Annotated in this window: 15 protein-coding genes and 2 tRNA genes; 1 reads left to right on the top strand and 16 read right to left on the bottom strand. The window is 62.2% G+C overall.

The annotated features are described in order from the left end of the window. Positions 1-14: 14 nt before the first annotated feature. The 9 genes from nusA to ftsH all read right to left on the bottom strand — a co-directional run bounded on the left by nusA (position 15) and on the right by ftsH (position 7,743). Positions 15-1,496 carry a transcription termination factor NusA gene (gene nusA, locus MXC11_RS04475; RefSeq protein WP_250005896.1) on the bottom strand — a complete coding sequence of 494 codons (1,482 nt, stop codon included), beginning with the start codon at positions 1,494-1,496 and terminating at the stop codon, positions 15-17. A 48-nt stretch (positions 1,497-1,544) separates the two neighbouring features. Then, positions 1,545-2,003, bottom strand: coding sequence for a ribosome maturation factor RimP (rimP, locus tag MXC11_RS04470; protein WP_250005894.1), 459 nt, complete (start codon positions 2,001-2,003; stop codon positions 1,545-1,547). Between the two features lie 124 nt (positions 2,004-2,127). After that, positions 2,128-2,204 (bottom strand) — tRNA-Met (locus tag MXC11_RS04465). Positions 2,205-2,295: 91 nt separating this feature from the next. After that, positions 2,296-2,381: transfer RNA gene (locus tag MXC11_RS04460), tRNA-Leu, on the bottom strand. Between the two features lie 27 nt (positions 2,382-2,408). After that, on the bottom strand, positions 2,409-2,786 hold the full coding sequence (gene secG, locus MXC11_RS04455) for a preprotein translocase subunit SecG (protein WP_250005892.1): 378 nt from the start codon (positions 2,784-2,786) through the stop codon (positions 2,409-2,411). Then, positions 2,779-3,546, bottom strand: coding sequence for a triose-phosphate isomerase (gene tpiA / locus MXC11_RS04450; protein WP_250005890.1), 768 nt, complete (start codon positions 3,544-3,546; stop codon positions 2,779-2,781). The genes secG and tpiA overlap by 8 nt, the downstream gene beginning before the upstream one ends. A 65-nt stretch (positions 3,547-3,611) precedes the next feature. After that, on the bottom strand, positions 3,612-4,955 hold the full coding sequence (gene glmM, locus MXC11_RS04445; protein WP_250005888.1) for a phosphoglucosamine mutase: 1,344 nt from the start codon (positions 4,953-4,955) through the stop codon (positions 3,612-3,614). Between the two features lie 13 nt (positions 4,956-4,968). Then, positions 4,969-5,820 (bottom strand): dihydropteroate synthase, encoded by an 852-nt coding sequence (gene folP, locus MXC11_RS04440; protein WP_250005886.1) that lies wholly within the window; start codon positions 5,818-5,820, stop codon positions 4,969-4,971. Between the two features lie 6 nt (positions 5,821-5,826). After that, positions 5,827-7,743 carry an ATP-dependent zinc metalloprotease FtsH gene (ftsH, locus tag MXC11_RS04435; protein WP_250005967.1) on the bottom strand — a complete coding sequence of 639 codons (1,917 nt, stop codon included), beginning with the start codon at positions 7,741-7,743 and terminating at the stop codon, positions 5,827-5,829. Positions 7,744-8,071: 328 nt separating this feature from the next. On the opposite strand from ftsH, the gene yhbY reads away from it, so the two are divergent. Further along, positions 8,072-8,383 (top strand): ribosome assembly RNA-binding protein YhbY, encoded by a 312-nt coding sequence (gene yhbY, locus MXC11_RS04430; RefSeq protein ID WP_250005884.1) that lies wholly within the window; start codon positions 8,072-8,074, stop codon positions 8,381-8,383. A gap of 38 nt (positions 8,384-8,421) precedes the next feature. Here yhbY and MXC11_RS04425 read toward each other — a convergent pair whose 3' ends face one another. The 7 genes from MXC11_RS04425 to dnaK all read right to left on the bottom strand — a co-directional run bounded on the left by MXC11_RS04425 (position 8,422) and on the right by dnaK (position 17,970). After that, positions 8,422-8,817 (bottom strand): DUF4149 domain-containing protein, encoded by a 396-nt coding sequence (locus MXC11_RS04425; RefSeq protein WP_250005965.1) that lies wholly within the window; start codon positions 8,815-8,817, stop codon positions 8,422-8,424. Positions 8,818-8,839: 22 nt separating this feature from the next. Continuing rightward, complete coding sequence (greA, locus tag MXC11_RS04420; protein ID WP_250005882.1) at positions 8,840-9,316, bottom strand: transcription elongation factor GreA; 477 nt, start codon at positions 9,314-9,316, stop codon at positions 8,840-8,842. Continuing rightward, a complete protein-coding gene (carB, locus tag MXC11_RS04415) occupies positions 9,313-12,534 on the bottom strand; it encodes a carbamoyl-phosphate synthase large subunit (RefSeq protein WP_250005879.1) in 3,222 nt (1,073 codons plus the stop codon). Before carB ends, greA begins: the two co-directional genes overlap by 4 nt. A 36-nt stretch (positions 12,535-12,570) precedes the next feature. Continuing rightward, the gene (carA, locus tag MXC11_RS04410; protein ID WP_250005871.1) at positions 12,571-13,707 is read right to left on the bottom strand and encodes a glutamine-hydrolyzing carbamoyl-phosphate synthase small subunit; all 1,137 of its coding nucleotides are present in this window, start codon (positions 13,705-13,707) and stop codon (positions 12,571-12,573) included. 210 nt (positions 13,708-13,917) lie between these two features. Beyond that, complete coding sequence (dapB, locus tag MXC11_RS04405; protein WP_250005869.1) at positions 13,918-14,721, bottom strand: 4-hydroxy-tetrahydrodipicolinate reductase; 804 nt, start codon at positions 14,719-14,721, stop codon at positions 13,918-13,920. A gap of 78 nt (positions 14,722-14,799) precedes the next feature. Beyond that, entirely contained in the window at positions 14,800-15,927 is a 1,128-nt protein-coding gene (gene dnaJ / locus MXC11_RS04400; protein ID WP_250005867.1) for a molecular chaperone DnaJ, read from the bottom strand. Between the two features lie 117 nt (positions 15,928-16,044). Further along, positions 16,045-17,970: a molecular chaperone DnaK gene (gene dnaK / locus MXC11_RS04395; RefSeq protein WP_250005865.1), complete on the bottom strand. Its 1,926-nt coding sequence runs from the start codon at positions 17,968-17,970 to the stop codon at positions 16,045-16,047. Positions 17,971-18,064 lie beyond the last annotated feature (94 nt).

The following is an 18,064-nucleotide window of genomic DNA, read 5'->3' as shown; positions in this document are numbered from 1 at the left end:
CAGGCCGCGACCGCTTACTCGAACCAGTGGGCTCGGGCGGCCATGATCAGTTTGCCGGCACGCTCTTCGGTCATGCCGTCGATCTCGAGCAGGTCGTCAATCGACTGCTCGGCCAGATCCTCTCGGGTCGTCACTCCACCCAGTGCCAGCTCGATGGCCAGCTCGCGGGTCATGCCTTCCAGTGCCAGCAGATCCTCGGCCGGATGGGCATCGGCGAGTTTCTCTTCAGTCGCAATAGCCTGGGTCAGCAGGCGATCCTTGGCACGGGCACGCAGCTCGGTGACGATATCTTCGTCAAAGCCTTCAATGCTCAGCATCTCCTCGACCGGCACGTAGGCAATTTCTTCCAGGGTCGTGAACCCCTCCTCGACCAGCACCTCGGCCAGCTCTTCATCAACACCCAGCTGGTCAACGAAGCGCTGCAGGATATCGCCCACCTCAGCCTGCTGCTTGGCCTGGATATCTGCCTCGGTCATCACGTTCAGCGACCAGCCGGTCAGTTGGCTGGCCAGCCGCACGTTCTGTCCACTGCGGCCGATCGCCTGGGCGAGATTGTCCTCGGCGACGGCGATATCCATAGTGTGGGTATCTTCATCGACTATGATCGCCGCCACTTCCGCCGGGGCCATGGCGTTGATCACGAACTGCGCCGGGTTGTCGTCCCAGAGAACGATGTCGACGCGCTCACCGCCCAGCTCACCGGATACCGCCTGTACGCGCGAACCGCGCATACCGATGCAGGCACCCTGCGGATCGATGCGCTTGTCCTTGGAGCGCACGGCAATCTTGGCACGCGAGCCCGGGTCACGGGCAGCCGCTATCACCTCAATCAGCCCTTCAGCGATTTCCGGCACTTCGATACGGAACAGCTCGATAAGCATTTCCGGTGCGGTACGCGACAGGATCAGCTGCGGGCCACGGTTCTCGCTGCGAATTTCCTTGAGCAGGGCGCGCACGCGGGTGCCGACGCGGAAGGTCTCACGAGCGATGATATGCTCGCGCGCCAGCAGTGCCTCGGCATTGTTGCCCAGATCCACGATCACGCTTTCACGGGACACCTTCTTAACGGTTCCGGCGATGATCTCACCTACACGCTCACGGTAGGCATCGACAACCTGGGCGCGCTCGGCTTCGCGCACTTTCTGCACGATGACCTGCTTGGCCGTCTGCGCGGCAATCCGGCCAAACTCGATGGACTCGATGCGCTCCTCGATGATGTCACCGATCTGCGCGTCTTCACGCTTCTCGCGCGCCTCATCCAGCGTCAATTCCGAGGCCAGATTGATCAGGTTGTCATCTGACACCACGGTCCAGCGCTGGAAGGTTTCGTAGTTACCGTTCTGACGATTGATCGACACACGAACATCGATCTCTTCTTCATAACGCTTTTTGGTAGCAGTGGCCAGGGCCAGCTCCAGCGCTTCGAAAATCACGCCAGGCGGTACACCCTTTTCGTTGGATACCGACTCCACTACCAGCAGTACTTCTTTGCTCATCGTACGCCTCGCCTTTCGCAATCCATTGGGACCCGCTGGATCCGCGCCTCAGTCAAAACGGGGAATGATATTGGCCTTGTCGATCGAATCGACCGGCAGCAGGTACTCGTGCTGATCGACCTGAACGACTACGTCCTGCTCTTCCACCCCGCGCAGTAGCCCCTGAAAATTCCGCCGCCCTTCATAAGGCGCGCGCAGGCGAATCTTCACCTGCTCGCCGGCATGGGCTGCAAATTGCTTGAGGGTGAACAGGGGGCGATCCATTCCCGGAGAAGAAACTTCCAGGGTGTACTCGCCGCTGACCGGATCTTCCACGTCCAGAACGGCACTGATCTGACGACTGACCTTCTCGCAGTCATCGATCAGGATGCCATCGACATGGTCGATATAGACGCGCAGCAGCGAATGCCGCCCCTGGGAAATGAACTCGATGCCCCAGCATTGATAGCCAAGCGCTTCAACTACCGGGGCCAACAAGGCCTGCAACTGTTCCAGCTTGCTCGACACTTGATCACCTCCACATGCTGTGCAAACAAAAAATGGGCATAAAGCCCATCCCGTAGGTCGCCATGTGCATGGCGAAAATCATTTATTTAGCAAAAAGCCCCTGAAAAGGGGCTTTTTGAAAAACTGGTTGCGGGGGCAGGATTTGAACCTACGACCTTCGGGTTATGAGCCCGACGAGCTACCAGACTGCTCCACCCCGCGTCAAAGTCGGCGAATACTACAACCTCTAACATAGAAAGGTCAAGCAACACCCTGGAAACAACAAGACCCGCATGATGCGGGTCTTCTTGTATGGTACCGAGGAGGGGACTCGAACCCCTACAGCCTATGGCCACTACCACCTCAAGGTAGCGTGTCTACCAATTCCACCACCTCGGCATATTCGTTCATGAATTACTTTTTTGATCACTCAGCAGACTTTTCTGCTGCTTGTGGTACATCTGAAGATTCTTGCTTGGTTTCAACCAAGGGGACGTCATCAGAGGCGGGCTTTGCTTTAACTTCAAGCACTGCCGGATCAGGTAATCCAATGGAATTGATCATATCAGCCTTTTGCTTGGCGTAAAAGGCCAAACCAAGACTTGTGATAAAAAAAATCGTTGCCAGCAAGGCAGTTACGCGACTGAGGAAGGTGGCAGAGCCTTGGCTACCAAACACTGTCGCCGAAGCCCCCGAACCAAAGGAGGCCCCCGCATCCGCACCCTTACCCTGCTGAATCAGCACCAGGCCAACTACCGCAATGGCCACCAACAGGTGCAATACGTTGATCACTGTCTCAAGCATTTTTCACACGCCCTGCGGCACGACAGATCGCACCGAATTCATCTGCATTGAGAGAAGCTCCACCCACAAGCCCCCCGTCGATATCCGGCATCCCGAACAGCTCACCCGCCGTGGATGCCTTGACGCTACCGCCATAAAGAATCTGCACCCCCGCAGCCACCGCAGCATCACGCATCGCAATATGCTGCCGGATTGCCGCGTGTACTTCCTGAGCCTGCTCGGGAGTGGCCGTCAGGCCAGTGCCTATTGCCCAGACCGGCTCATAAGCCAGTACTGCACGGTTGAGCACTGCAACGCCCAGCGTATCGATTAGAGCATCCAGCTGCGCCAGAACCACCGGCAACGTCTGCCCCGCTTCACGCTGCTCGCGCGTTTCCCCAACGCACAACACCGGCGTCAATCCAACCGCCTGAGCAGCCGAAAACTTCCGCACAATCAGTGCATCGCCTTCGCCCAGCAGCAAACGACGCTCGGAGTGCCCGACCAACACATAACGACAACCAAGGTCCGTCAGCTGACTGGCGGCTACCTCACCGGTCAGGGCACAGGGCATGGGTTCTGTGGCGCAGTCCTGCGCACCGAGATTCATGCTCGATGCCCCAAGCTGGTCAGCCACAGACATCAAATGCACGAAGGCCGGCATCACCACAACAGTGACATCTTCCGGCAAAGTCTGAGTACGCAGACCAGCGATCAGCTCGGCGACACTGGCACGAGTGCCATGCATCTTCCAGTTTCCAGCGACCAGGGGACGGCGCATGCAGGACCTCGGCAGATAAAGTGGGCGCAGATGTTACTCAAGCCCCGAAAACGAGGCAAGCCGAATCAGGCGCACAAGCGACGCACCTGCTCAGCCAGTGCCTCGGCATGCCGCCGCACTTCCTGCTCATCTTCACCCTCAACCATCACCCGCAGCAGCGGCTCAGTACCGGATTTGCGCAGCAGCACCCTGCCGCGCCCGGCCAATGCCTCGGTGACTTGCGCACTGGCCTCTTGCAGTGCGGGGTACTGCAACGGATCGTCACCATTCGCCAGTCGTACATTGATCAGCACTTGCGGACATTTGCGCCAGGCCCGGCGCTCATCCGCCAGCGTCGTGCCGCGCCGGCGCAGGGCCAGCACAACCTGCAGCGCGGCAATGATCGCATCGCCCGTCGTGGCATGCTGACGGCAGACCAGATGCCCCGAGTTCTCACCCCCGAGCACCCAGCCACGCTCAAGCAGCTCTGCCATTACGTAGCGATCACCCACCTTGGCGCGCGCAAAAGGAATATTGTGGGCAGCCAGCGCCAACTCCAAGCCGAGATTGCTCATCAGCGTCCCCACCACCCCGCTCCCTTCCGGCAGCCGGGCACGCTCCTGCAGATCCGTGGCGATGATGTACAAAAGCTCATCACCATCGACGACCGCCCCCTGATGATCAACCATCATCACGCGATCCCCGTCACCGTCAAAAGCAATGCCCAGATCAGCGCCGCGTGCCAGCACCGCCTGCTGCAGGGCCTCCATATGGGTGGAGCCCACGCCGGCATTGATGTTCAGCCCGTCGGGCTGGGCAGCCATCACCGACACCTCAGCACCCAGCTCACGGAATACGCTCGGTGCCACCTTGTAGGTCGCGCCATGAGCGCAGTCGAGCACGATATTAAGGCCGGAAAAATCCGTGCTGGTTGGCACGCTGCTTTTGCAGAACTCGATATAACGGCCAGCCGCATCATTGATCCGCGACGCCTTGCCGAGCAGGGCTGACTCGACCACGCTCATCGGCGCATCGAGCAGGGTCTCGATCATCTGCTCGACCTCATCGGCCAGCTTGGTGCCCTGCCCGGAGAAGAACTTGATGCCGTTATCGTCATGAGGGTTGTGCGAAGCACTGATCACGATTCCCGCATCGGCATGAAAGGTTCGCGTCAGGTAAGCGACCGCAGGCGTCGGCATCGGGCCCAGCAACATCACATCCGCACCCGCGGCAATCAGACCAGCCTGCAGCGCCGACTCGAACATATAGCCGGAAATCCGCGTGTCCTTACCGATCAGGATCTTGCAATGCCCCTGACGACGGAAGGCCATGCCGGCCGCCCACCCCAGGCGCAAGACAAACTCGGGGGTAATCGGAAACTCACCAACCCGACCACGAATCCCATCGGTTCCGAAGTACTTTCTGCTCATCAGATGCTTCCCCTCAGCCTGCCCATTCCACGGCAGCGATCATGCGCACCACGTCGACCGTTTCGGTGACGTCATGCACACGGATGATATGTGCGCCCTTGGCCACGGCCAGCGCCGCCAGCGCCAAGCTACCGGGCAGACGCTGGTCGACACTGCGATCCAGTACCTTGCCGATCATGCTCTTGCGCGACACCCCGACCAGCAGCGGTCGTCCCAAGCGGTGCAGACGCTGCATGTGCTGGAAGAGGCGCAGGTTGTGCTCAAGGGTCTTGGCAAAGCCGAAGCCCGGATCCAGCAGGATACGCTCGGCCGGGATCCCCGCCGCTTCACAGACCGCCATGCGCTCAGCCAGAAAATCGTGCACTTCCGCATGGATGTCGGCATAACAGGGATCATCCTGCATGTTGCCCGGCTCACCACGCATGTGCATCAGGCAGACCGGCAGGCCGCTCTGCGCCGCCGCCTCAAGGGCGCCCGGGCGCTGCAACGAGCGGACATCATTGAGCAGACCGGCGCCTGCCGCAGCCGACTCGCGCATCACCGCAGCGGTGGAGGTATCAACCGATACCACCACGTCCAGCTCGCGGGCAATCCGCTCCACCACCGGCACAACCCGATCCAGTTCCTCGGCTTCGCTGACCGGCAGCGCACCCGGGCGGGTCGATTCACCACCGACATCGATGAGCGTCGCGCCCGCGGCCGCCATCGCCGCGGCATGGCGCAGGGCTTCATCGAGACGGTTGAAGCGCCCGCCATCCGAGAAGGAGTCCGGAGTGACATTGAGGATCCCCATCACGTGGGGACGGGAGAGTTCAAGAAACCGGCTGCCACAGGGCAGCCGGTCAAAGGAGGCAAAAGGATTCATCAGGACTCAGTGCTCGCCAGCCGGACCGCCAATCGGTTTTTCGCCACGTTCCGCCTCTGTGTCAGGCTCGGTGCGCGGTGCGCTGCTGCCATTGCTGCCGGAATCCTTCCAACCCTTGGGCTCGCGAGGCTCACGACCTTCCATGATGTCATGGACCTGCTCGGCATCGATGGTCTCGAACTTCATTAGCGCCTGCGCCATGGCATGCAGCTTGTCCATGTTGTCACGCAGCGCCTGCTCGGCCTGGGAATAGTTGCCATCGATCAGGGAGCGCACTTCCTCATCGATCAGGCGGGCGGTTTCCGCGGAGACATGACTGCCACGCCCCGCCGAACGCCCGAGGAACACCTCCTCCTCTTCATCGGCATAGGACAAAAAGCCCAGCTTCTCGCTCATCCCCCACTGCGTGATCATGGTGCGCGCAATGCGCGTCGCCTGACCGATATCGCCGGTGGCACCGTTGGTGACCTTGTCATGCCCGAAGATGATTTCCTCGGCAATCCGCCCGCCAAAGATCATCTTCAGCTTGTTGTTCAGCCACAGACGGCTGTAACCCAGATGATCACGCTCCGGCAGGGAAACCGTTACACCCAGCGCGCGGCCACGCGGAATGATGGTGACCTTGTGCACCGGATCGGAGGGGAACAGGCAGCCCAGGATCGCGTGCCCCGATTCGTGGTACGCCGTGAGCAGCTTCTCGTCCTCGGTCATGACCATGGAGCGGCGCTCGGCGCCCATCATGATCTTGTCCTTGGCCAGCTCGAACTCTTTCATCTCCACCAGACGCTTGCCGTTGCGCGCAGCAAACAGCGAGGCCTCGTTGACCAGGTTGGCCAGATCCGCACCCGAGAAGCCCGGCGTACCCCGGGCAATCACCGAGGGCTGAACGTCATCGCCCAGCGGGGCCTTGCGCATGTGTACCTTGAGAATCTGCTCGCGGCCACGCACATCTGGCAGGCCAACCACCACCTGGCGGTCGAAACGCCCCGGGCGCAGCAGCGCAGGATCTAGTACATCAGGGCGGTTGGTCGCGGCGATGACGATGATGCCGTCATTCATCTCGAAACCATCCATTTCCACCAGCAGCTGGTTGAGGGTCTGCTCGCGCTCGTCATGCCCACCGCCCAGGCCCGCGCCACGGTGACGACCGACCGCATCGATCTCGTCGATGAAGATGATGCACGGCGCATGCTTCTTGGCCTGCTCGAACATGTCACGTACTCGCGAGGCACCCACACCGACGAACATCTCGACGAAATCCGAACCGGAGATGGTGAAGAACGGCACCTTGGCCTCACCGGCAATCGCCTTGGCCAGCAGGGTCTTACCGGTACCGGGCGGGCCGACCATCAGCACACCGCGGGGAATATGCCCACCGAGGCGCTGGAACTTGCCAGGATCACGCAGGAAGTCAACCAGCTCGCCGACCTCTTCCTTAGCCTCATCACAGCCCGCCACGTCTGCCAGGGTAGTTTTGACCTGATCTTCGGAGAGCAGACGCGCCTTGCTCTTGCCAAAGCTCATCGGGCCACCCTTGCCGCCGCCACCGCCCTGCATCTGGCGCATGAAGAACATGAACACCGCGATGATCACCAGGATCGGGAAGCTGGCCACCAGCAACTGGCCCCAGATGCTCTGCTGCTCAGGCATCTTGCCGACGATGGCAACATTGTTATCGATCAGATCACCGATCAGGCCGTTATCCTGAATGGCAGGTCGCACGGTATCGAAGGTACTGCCGTCCAGGCGCCGACCGCTGATCACAAAACCATCGACCGTTACCTGCTCGACCTTGCCATCCTTGACCTGCTGGATGAACTCCGAATACGTCAGGTTGCTCATCTCCGGCCGAGACGAGAAATTGTTCATCACCGTCACCAGAACCGCGGCGATGATCAGCCACAGGATCAGGTTCTTTGCCATGTCGTTCAATTGACTACCCTCTCTGACCGGCACCGCGTGAAAACCGCTTTTCACCACGGCCGGATCGCTATGGCCTTAAATTACTACAGCTACTGCCGTACAGGCAGGCATGGTTGTAACGCCGTTTGACCCTTTCAGGCGGCAGCGGCGTGCAAATCCTGAGTACCACGCCTTGATCAATAAGCGCGCCGCTGTCTATCCGCATGAGTATCGCAAGACTCCCGCCCTCAGCGATAGACGCGCCCAAGGCGGCTCATCTGTGCGGCTGACGGTCTCTCGGGTACACTAGCCGCCGCTTTTCAACTGGATCGGACGCAGGGGTCAGATTATGCCGCTCACCAATGAGCAGAAGAAACACTACAAGTCGATCGGCCACCACCTGAGCCCGGTTCTGATCGTCGCCGAGAATGGCCTGAGTGAAGGGGTCATGGCCGAGCTTGAACGCGCGCTGAACGATCATGAGCTGATCAAGATCAAGTTCGCCCTGCCCGAACGCGATGATCGCCGTGCGCTGATCGATGAGCTGTGCCAGCAGGCACGCTGCGAACTGGTCCAGGTGATTGGCAAGATGGCGCTGGTCTACCGCAAGGCCGCCAAGCAGAACCGTCAGCTGTCCAACGTGGTTCGTCACTCGCTCTGAATCGTCACGGGCGCTGTATATTGCAGCGCCCGTCCGCATCACGACTCCCCCGGCACCGGCTGCAAGACCAGCAGCAACCCGCAGGTCGCCGTTGCGAGCAGCGCATAATGGCTCAAGGCCTGCGCTTCACTCACCAGCAGGGGCGCCAGTAGCGCCGCCGCCGCCAGGCCCTGTACCGACAGCAGCAGCTGCCCGCGCATATCCCGCCACAGCGCCCTGAAGCCTTTCGCCTGTGTCAGCACGACCTGCTGCATCAGCACGCAGAAGAGGGCAAAGCACAGCAACAGCTGAAGCAGCGCCTCGGACAAGGTCTCCAGCAGCGCCGGTGCCAGCCCGTAATGCTCAAGGGCCGGCAACAGCACGAAATACAGCATCCACAGCCCGCCGACCCAGAAGGTCTGCGCCAGCCGCCAGGCCATGGCGGCGGCGCGCAGCGAGCTGGATGCCAGCGGGCGATCAGAGATGCCGAACTTCGACAATCTCGTACTCGACCTTGCCACTGGGAGTCTGCACCACCACCACATCACCCTCCTCCTTGCCCACCAGGGCACGGGCGATGGGTGAGCTGACCGAGATCTTGCCGGCCTTGATGTCAGCCTCGTCGTCGCCGACGATCTGGTAGATCACGCTCTCGTCGGTGTCGACGTTGGCAATCTCCACAGTGGTGCCGAAGATCACCTTGCCGGTGTGCGGGATGGCCGCAACATCGATGATCTGGGCGTTCTGCAGGCGTCCCTCGATATCGCGGATGCGCGCTTCAACCATGCCCTGCTGTTCGCGAGCGGCATGGTATTCGGCGTTTTCCTTCAGGTCACCCAGCTCACGCGCTTCGGCGATGGCCTGGGTGATCTGCGGGCGCAATACGGTCTTCAGGTGCTTGAGTTCGTCCTCCAGGGCGCGAGCGCCCTGGACGGTCATCGGGAATTTGCTCATGCCTCGATTCCTGCATGCAGATCCTGCAGCCGGCGCACGGTCTTCTCAGGACCGAACTTCAGCGCTTCACAGATTGCCTGACCACCCGCAATCGTGGTGGTGATGCAAATCTTGTGCTGCAGGGCGTTGCGACGGATGGAGAAGGAGTCGGCGATCGACTGACGGCCTTCGGTGGTGTTGATGATCAGGCTGACTTCGTCGTTCTTGATCATGTCGACCACGTGCGGGCGGCCTTCGGTCACCTTGTTGACCCGGCGCACCGGCAGCCCGGCCGCCTCGATGATCTTCGCGGTGCCTGCGGTGGCCACCACCTCGAAGCCGAGGCCGATCAGGTCACGGGCGATCGGCGCGACGAAGCCCTTGTCGTCCTCGCGCACACTGATGAACACCGTGCCGCTGGTCGGCAGAATCTCGCTGGCACCCAGCTGGGCCTTGGCGAAGGCTTCGCCGAAGCTATCACCGACACCCATCACCTCGCCGGTGGACTTCATCTCCGGGCCGAGGATCGGGTCAACGCCCGGGAACTTGTTGAACGGGAACACCGCTTCCTTGACGCTGAAGAACGGCGGAATGATCTCGGTGGTGAAGCCAACATCCGCCAACTTCTTGCCCGCCATCACCCGCGCCGCGACCTTGGCCAGCGACTCGCCAATGCACTTGGAGACGAACGGCACGGTCCGCGAGGCGCGCGGGTTGACCTCGATGACGTAGATGTCCTCGCCCTGCACGGCCATCTGCACGTTCATCAGGCCGACCACACCGAGCTCCAAGGCCATCTTCTTGACCTGGTTGCGGATCTCGTCCTGAATATGCGCCGGCAGCGAGTACGGTGGCAGCGAGCAGGCGGAGTCACCGGAGTGCACGCCGGCCTGTTCGATGTGCTGCATGATCGCGCCGATCACCACGGTCTCGCCGTCGCACACCGCGTCAACGTCCACCTCGATGGCGCAGTTGAGGAAGTGGTCGAGCAGCACCGGGCTGTCGTTGGACACCTTCACCGCTTCGCGCATGTAGCGCTTGAGCTCTTCTTCCTGGTAGACGATCTCCATCGCCCGGCCGCCCAGCACGTAGGACGGGCGCACCACCAGCGGATAGCCGATGGCCTTCGAGTGGGCCAGGGCCTCGTCCTCGCTGCGCGCGGTGGCGTTGGCCGGCTGGCGCAGGCCGAGGCGCTGGACCATCTGCTGGAAGCGCTCGCGGTCTTCGGCGCGGTCGATGGCGTCCGGAGTCGTACCGATGATCGGCACACCGGCCTCTTCCAGCGCGCGGCAGATCTTCAGCGGGGTCTGCCCGCCGAACTGCACGATCACGCCCTTGGGCTGCTCGACGCGGACGATCTCCAGCACGTCCTCCAGGGTCACCGGCTCGAAGTACAGACGGTCGGAGGTATCGTAGTCGGTGGAAACGGTTTCCGGGTTGCAGTTGACCATGATGGTCTCGTAGCCGTCTTCGCGCATGGCGAGGGCAGCGTGGACGCAGCAGTAGTCGAACTCGATACCCTGACCGATGCGGTTCGGACCGCCGCCAAGGATCATGATCTTGTCACGGCCGGACGGCTGGGCTTCGCACTCTTCCTCATAGGTCGAGTACAGGTAGGCGGTGTCGGTAGCAAATTCAGCCGCGCAGGTGTCAACGCGCTTGTAGACCGGCAGCACGCCGAGCTTGTGGCGCTGGGCGCGCAGGCTCTTCTCGGTGATGCCAAGCAGCTTGGCCAGGCGCGTATCGGAGAAGCCCTTGCGCTTGAGCTTGCGCAGCAGTGCCGCATCCAGGTCGGCCATGCCGAGGGTCTTGACCTGCTCCTCATCCTTGATCAGGTCTTCGATCTGCACCAGGAACCAGTGGTCGATCTTGGTCAGCGCGTAGATCTCGTCGATGCTCTTGCCGGCGCGGAAGGCGTCAGCGACGTACCAGATGCGCTCGGCACCCGGCACGGTCAGCTCGCGGCGCAGGATGCTCTCGGCTTCCGGATCGGCCAGATCGAGCTTGGGATCGAAGCCGGCGACACCGACTTCCAGGCCGCGCAGGGCTTTCTGCACCGACTCCTGGAAGGTGCGGCCGATGGCCATCACCTCACCAACCGACTTCATCTGAGTGGTCAGGCGGGCGTCGGCCTTGGGGAACTTCTCGAAGGCGAAGCGCGGAATCTTGGTGACCACGTAGTCGATTGCCGGCTCAAAGGATGCCGGGGTGCGGCCGCCGGTGATGTCGTTCTGCAGCTCGTCGAGGGTGTAGCCGACCGCCAGTTTGGCGGCGATCTTGGCGATCGGGAAGCCGGTGGCCTTGGAGGCCAGTGCCGAGGAACGCGACACGCGCGGGTTCATCTCGATCACCACCATGCGCCCGTCGGCCGGATTGATGCCGAACTGCACGTTGGAGCCGCCGGTTTCCACACCGATCTCGCGCAGCACCGCCAGCGAGGCGTTGCGCATGATCTGGTATTCCTTGTCGGTCAGGGTCTGCGCCGGCGCCACGGTGATCGAGTCGCCGGTGTGCACACCCATCGGGTCGAAGTTCTCGATGGAGCAGACGATGATGCAGTTGTCCTTCTTGTCGCGGACCACCTCCATTTCGTATTCCTTCCAGCCGATCAGCGATTCGTCGATCAGCAGCTCGTTGGTCGGCGACAGGTCCAGACCACGGGTGCAGATTTCCTCGAACTCTTCACGGTTGTAGGCGATGCCGCCACCAGTGCCGCCCATGGTGAACGACGGACGGATGATGCACGGGAAGCCGACCTTGTCGAGCACGCCATAGGCTTCGTCCATGCTGTGGGCGATGCCGGAGCGCGGGCACTCCAGGCCGATGTCGCGCATGGCCTTGTCGAAGCGCGAGCGGTCCTCGGCCTTGTCGATGGTGTCGGCGTTGGCGCCGATCATCTCGACGCCGAACTTCTCCAGCACGCCGTGCTTTTCCAGGTCCAGGGCGCAGTTCAGCGCGGTCTGGCCGCCCATGGTCGGCAGCAGGGCGTCGGGACGCTCCTTCTCGATGATCTTGGCCACGGTCTGCCACTTGATCGGCTCGATGTAGGTGGCATCGGCCATGGCCGGGTCGGTCATGATGGTGGCCGGGTTGGAGTTCACCAGGATGACGCGGAAGCCTTCCTCGCGCAGGGCCTTGCAGGCCTGGGCGCCGGAATAGTCGAACTCGCAGGCCTGGCCGATGACGATGGGGCCGGCGCCGAGGATCAGGATGCTTTTAATGTCTGTACGTTTTGGCATGGTCTCTCACACGAATCCGTTGATCTGTCGGCTAACTCAGCGACGCTTGGCCATTTCGGCGATGAAGCGGTCGAACAGCGGGGCCACGTCGTGCGGGCCCGGGCTGGCTTCCGGGTGGCCCTGGAAGCTGAAGGCCGCCTTGTCGGTGCGCTCGATGCCTTGCAGGGTGCCGTCGAACAGCGATTTGTGGGTGGCGCGCAGGTTGCCCGGCAGGGTCGCCTCGTCGGCGCAGAAGCCATGGTTCTGGCTGGTGATCATCACCACGCCCGTATCCAGATCCTGCACCGGGTGGTTGGCGCCGTGGTGGCCGTGGCCCATCTTCACCGTCTTGGCACCGGAGGCCAGAGCCAGCAGCTGGTGGCCGAGGCAGATGCCGAACACCGGGATGTCGGTCTCGAGGATGTCCTTGATTGCCTGGATGGCGTAGTCGCACGGCTCGGGATCGCCCGGGCCATTGGAGAGGAACACGCCATCCGGATTCAGCGCCAGCACTTCGCTGGCCGGGGTCTGCGCCGGCACCACGGTCAGCCGGCAGCCGCGGGCGACCAGCATGCGCAGGATGTTCAGCTTGACGCCAAAGTCATAGGCGACCACGTGGTAGGGCAGCTCGCTGGCCGGAATTTCCGGGTGGCTGTCGGTTTCCAGGCTCCACACGCTGGAGCGCCACTCATAACGCTCGGTGGAGGACACCACCTTGGCCAGGTCCATACCCTTGAGACCCGGGAAGCTGCGAGCCAGCTCGAGGGCCTTCTCCTCAGTGGCGTCGTCGCCGGCGAGGATGCAGCCATTCTGCGAGCCCTTCTCGCGCAGGATGCGAGTCAGGCGACGGGTGTCAATGCCGGCGATGGCCACGGTGCCGTGCTCTTTCAGGTACTCCGGCAGCGGCTGCTTGTCGCGCCAGCTGGAGGACAGCAGCGGCAGATCGCGGATGATCAGACCGGCCGCCCAGACGCGGTTGGACTCGGCGTCTTCAGGAGTGGTGCCGGTGTTGCCGATGTGCGGATAGGTCAGGGTGACGATCTGCTGGCAGTAGGAAGGATCGGTGAGAATTTCCTGATAGCCGGTCATGGCGGTGTTGAACACCACCTCACCAACGGTATGACCATCGGCACCGATGGCTTCACCGCGGAAAATGCTGCCATCGGCAAGCGCGAGTATGGCTGGCTTAGTCAAGAAGACCTCCCGTAAATAGAGCCGTTGCCTGCAAACGCAGGTTGCAAAAAAGCGGAATGACGTGTGTTACACATCACCCCGCTTCTTTTCGGATTATTCGCATGCTTTCTGTACACACACTAAAGCTGGATTCTAGAGCAAAACACCCGCAGCGAAAAGGGCGGCGGACGGCGCCAGACCACACGCTGCCCCATGAGGGTGCAGGCCTCGTCAGTCCAGCTCCAGCACATCCTGCATGTCATACAGCGCCGGCGCACGCCCCTTGACCCACAGCGCCGAGCGCACGGCGCCGCGGGCGAAGGTCATGCGGCTGGAGGCTTTATGGGTGATTTCGACCCGCTCGCCGTCGGCCGCGAACAGCACCGTGTGATCACCGACCACATCACCGGCACGCACCGTGGCAAAGCCGATGGTCTCGCGCGCACGGGCACCGGTCTGCCCTTCGCGGCCATAAACAGCCACCTTGTGCAGGTCACGACCGAGCGCCTCGGCCACGACTTCACCCATACGCAGCGCGGTGCCCGAGGGCGCATCGACCTTGTGACGGTGGTGGGCCTCGATGATCTCGATATCGACCTCATCGCCCAGCACTCGCGCAGCCATGTCCAAGAGCTTGAGGCACAGGTTGACGCCGACACTGAAGTTGGCGGCAAATACCACCGGGACATCTGCGGCCGCTTCCAGTAGACGCTGCTTCTGCTCCGGAGTGAAGCCGGTGGTGCCGATGACTATCGCCTTGCCGGCGGCGCGGCAGATCTCGAGGTTCTGCAGGGTGACGCTGGGATGGGTGAAGTCGATCAGGACATCGAAATCCTGCAGTACGCCCTGCAGATCACCCGCCAGGTTCACACCCAGACGTCCAAGGCCGGCCAGTTCGCCGACATCGGCACCGATCAGGCTGCTGTCCGGGCGATCAATCGCAGCCGTCAGCTCGGCACCGGCGGCTTGCTGCACGGCCTCGATCAGGGTCTTGCCCATGCGCCCGGCGGCGCCCATCACTGCAATACGTTGCATCATTCGCTCCACGCTGCACGCTCATGGCCGCAAGCGCGGCGCCTCATCGAGCGCCACGCGACACTTGCCGCCGATTGACTACAAATCGCCGAAGAACCGCTTCACACCGTCGAACCAGCCTTTGGCACGCGGCGAGTGCGAGCTGTCGCTCTGCAGGCTGCCACGAAACTCCTCAAGCAGCTCGCGCTGGCGCTTGTCCAGGTTGACCGGTGTCTCCACGACCACCCGGCACATCAGATCCCCTGCACCGCCACCGCGCACCGGGGTCACCCCCTTGCCACGCAGGCGGAACAGTTTACCGGTTTGTGTCGCCTCGGGGATCTTCAATTTGACCCGTCCATCCAGGGTCGGCACCTCCAGCTCGCCACCCAGCGCCGCATCGGCAAAGCTGATCGGCACCTCGCAGTACAGGTGCTTGCCATCACGCTGGAAGATCGCATGTTCGCGGACATTGACCACCACATACAGATCCCCCGCCGGGCCACCGAGCGCACCGGCCTCGCCCTCACCGGACAGCCGGATACGATCACCGGTATCAACACCCGCCGGCACCTTGACCGACAGGGTCTTGTGCTCCTCGACACGCCCGCGCCCGTGGCAGGTGCCGCACGGGTCGGCAATCATCTGCCCGCTGCCATGGCAGCGCGGACAGGTCTGCTGCACCGAGAAGAAGCCCTGCTGCATGCGCACCTGACCGTGCCCGCCACAGGTGGTACAGGTCACCGGCGAGGTGCCCTTCTTGGCACCACTGCCATCGCAGGTCTTGCAGGCCACCAGCGTCGGCACGCGAATGGTCACACTGGTGCCACGCACCGCCTCTTCAAGATCCAGCTCCAGGGTATAGCGCAGATCGTTGCCGCGCTGCGGGCCGCCGCGACTGCCGCCGCGCCCGCCCCCGAACAGATCGCTGAACACGTCGCCGAAGATGTCTGAGAAATTGGCGCCGCCTGCGCCAAAGCCGGCCCCGCCACCCATGTTCGGATCGACCCCGGCATGCCCGTACTGATCATACGCGGCACGCTTGGACGCATCGGAGAGCACCTCATAGGCCTCGTTGGCCTCCTTGAACTTCTCCTCGGCCTCCTTATCGTCGGGATTGCGGTCAGGGTGATACTTCATCGCCAGACGGCGGTAGGCCTTCTTCAGTTCGGCCTCGCTGGCGCCGCGCTGTACGCCCAGCACCTCGTAATAGTCACGTTTTGCCATAGTCTTCGCTGTACTCCGGATTCATCTTCCCCAGATACGCCGACGCGGGAGCAAGCTCCCGCGTGGCGAGTCAGGCCCGCGACACGTCGCGGGCCAGGGCGAAAGCAAGCGTGACGCTTACTTGTTGTCCTTGCCGTCCTTGACCTCTTCGAACTCGGCATCGACCACGTCATCGCCCGCCGGCTTGTCCTGCTGGGCGCCGCCCGGCTGAGTGGCATCCTGAGCCTGCTCGGCGTACATCTTCTGCGCGACCGGCGCGGAAGCCGCCGACAGCGCTTCGATCTTCGCCTCGATCGCGGCCTTGTCGTCACCCTTGACCGCCGCCTCCAGCTCACCGAGAGCCGCTTCGATGGCGGTCTTCTCGTCAGCGCTCACCTTGTCGGCGGCCTCGACTAGCATCTTGCGGGTGGCATGCACCAGCTGATCGCCCTGATTGCGCGCAGTGACCAGTTCCTCGAACTTGCGGTCTTCCTCGGCATTCGCCTCGGCGTCGCGAACCATCTGCTGGATTTCCTCCTCGGAGAGACCCGAGTTGGCCTTGATCACGATGGACTGCTGCTTGCCGGTGGCCTTGTCCTTGGCGGACACGTGCAGGATGCCGTTGGCATCGATGTCGAAGGTGACCTCGATCTGCGGCACACCACGCGGCGCCGGCGGAATGTCAGCCAGATCGAAACGCCCCAGCGACTTGTTCTGCGCGGCCTGCTTGCGCTCGCCCTGCAGCACATGAATGGTCACCGCGCCCTGGTTGTCATCGGCGGTGGAGAACACCTGCGACTTCTTGGTCGGGATGGTGGTGTTCTTCTCGATCAGCGCGGTCATCACTCCGCCCATGGTCTCGATACCGAGGGTCAGCGGCGAGACGTCGAGCAGCAGCACGTCCTTGACCTCACCGGCCAGTACAGCGCCCTGAATGGCGGCGCCCATGGCTACCGCCTCATCCGGGTTGACGTCCTTGCGCGGCTCCTTGCCGAAGAACTCGGCGACCTTCTGCTGCACCAGCGGCATGCGGGTCTGACCACCAACCAGGATCACTTCATCGATCTTGCCGGCTTCGATACCGGCATCCTTCAGCGCCACGCGGCACGGCTCGATGGTACGGGCGACCAGATCCTCGACCAGCGCTTCCAGCTTGGCGCGGGAAATCTTCACGTTGAGGTGCTTGGGACCGGTGGCGTCCGCGGTGACGTAGGGCAGGTTGACGTCGGTCTGCTGGCTGGAGGACAGCTCGATCTTGGCCTTCTCGGCAGCTTCCTTGAGGCGCTGCATGGCCAGTGGATCGCCCTTGAGGTCGATGCCCGACTCTTTCTTGAACTCATCGACCAGGTAGTCGATCAGGCGCATGTCAAAGTCTTCACCACCGAGGAAGGTGTCACCGTTGGTCGCCAGTACCTCGAACTGGTGCTCGCCATCGACTTCGGCGATCTCGATCACCGACACATCGAAGGTACCGCCGCCCAGGTCATAGACGATGATGGTGTGATCGCCCTTGGACTTGTCCATGCCGTAGGCCAGCGCGGCCGCGGTCGGCTCGTTGATGATGCGCTTGACGTCCAGACCGGCAATGCGGCCGGCGTCCTTGGTGGCCTGACGCTGGCTGTCGTTGAAGTAGGCCGGCACGGTGATCACTGCCTCGGTGACCACCTCGCCGAGGTAGTCTTCGGCGGTCTTCTTCATCTTCTTCAGCACTTCGGCGCTGATCTGCGGCGGTGCCATCTTCTGGCCTTTCACTTCCACCCAGGCATCACCGTTGTCGGCCTTGGCGATGGTGTAGGGCACCAGTTTGATGTCCTTTTGCACCACATCCTCTTCAAAGCGGCGGCCGATCAGGCGCTTCACTGCGAACAGGGTGTTGTGCGGGTTGGTGACCGCCTGGCGCTTGGCGCTCTGGCCGACCAGGATCTCGCCATCGTTGGTGTAGGCAATGATCGACGGGGTGGTGCGCGCGCCTTCGGCGTTCTCGATCACCCTGGCGGTGCCATTCTCCAGGACGGATACGCAGGAGTTGGTGGTGCCCAGGTCGATACCGATGATTTTGCCCATGTTGACTCTCCGGAAACTTGGATCCCGGCAGCCTGTCGGTGGCTGCCCGGATGATTCAGATGCTTGGCAGTACAGATGGGGATGCCCGGAGGAT

This window comes from Pseudomonas eutrophicaquae, assembly GCF_023544715.1.
Lineage (GTDB): Bacteria > Pseudomonadota > Gammaproteobacteria > Pseudomonadales > Pseudomonadaceae > Geopseudomonas.
Note: the sequence above shows the minus strand (reverse complement) of the source record. Positions and strands in the feature narration are given on the sequence as shown.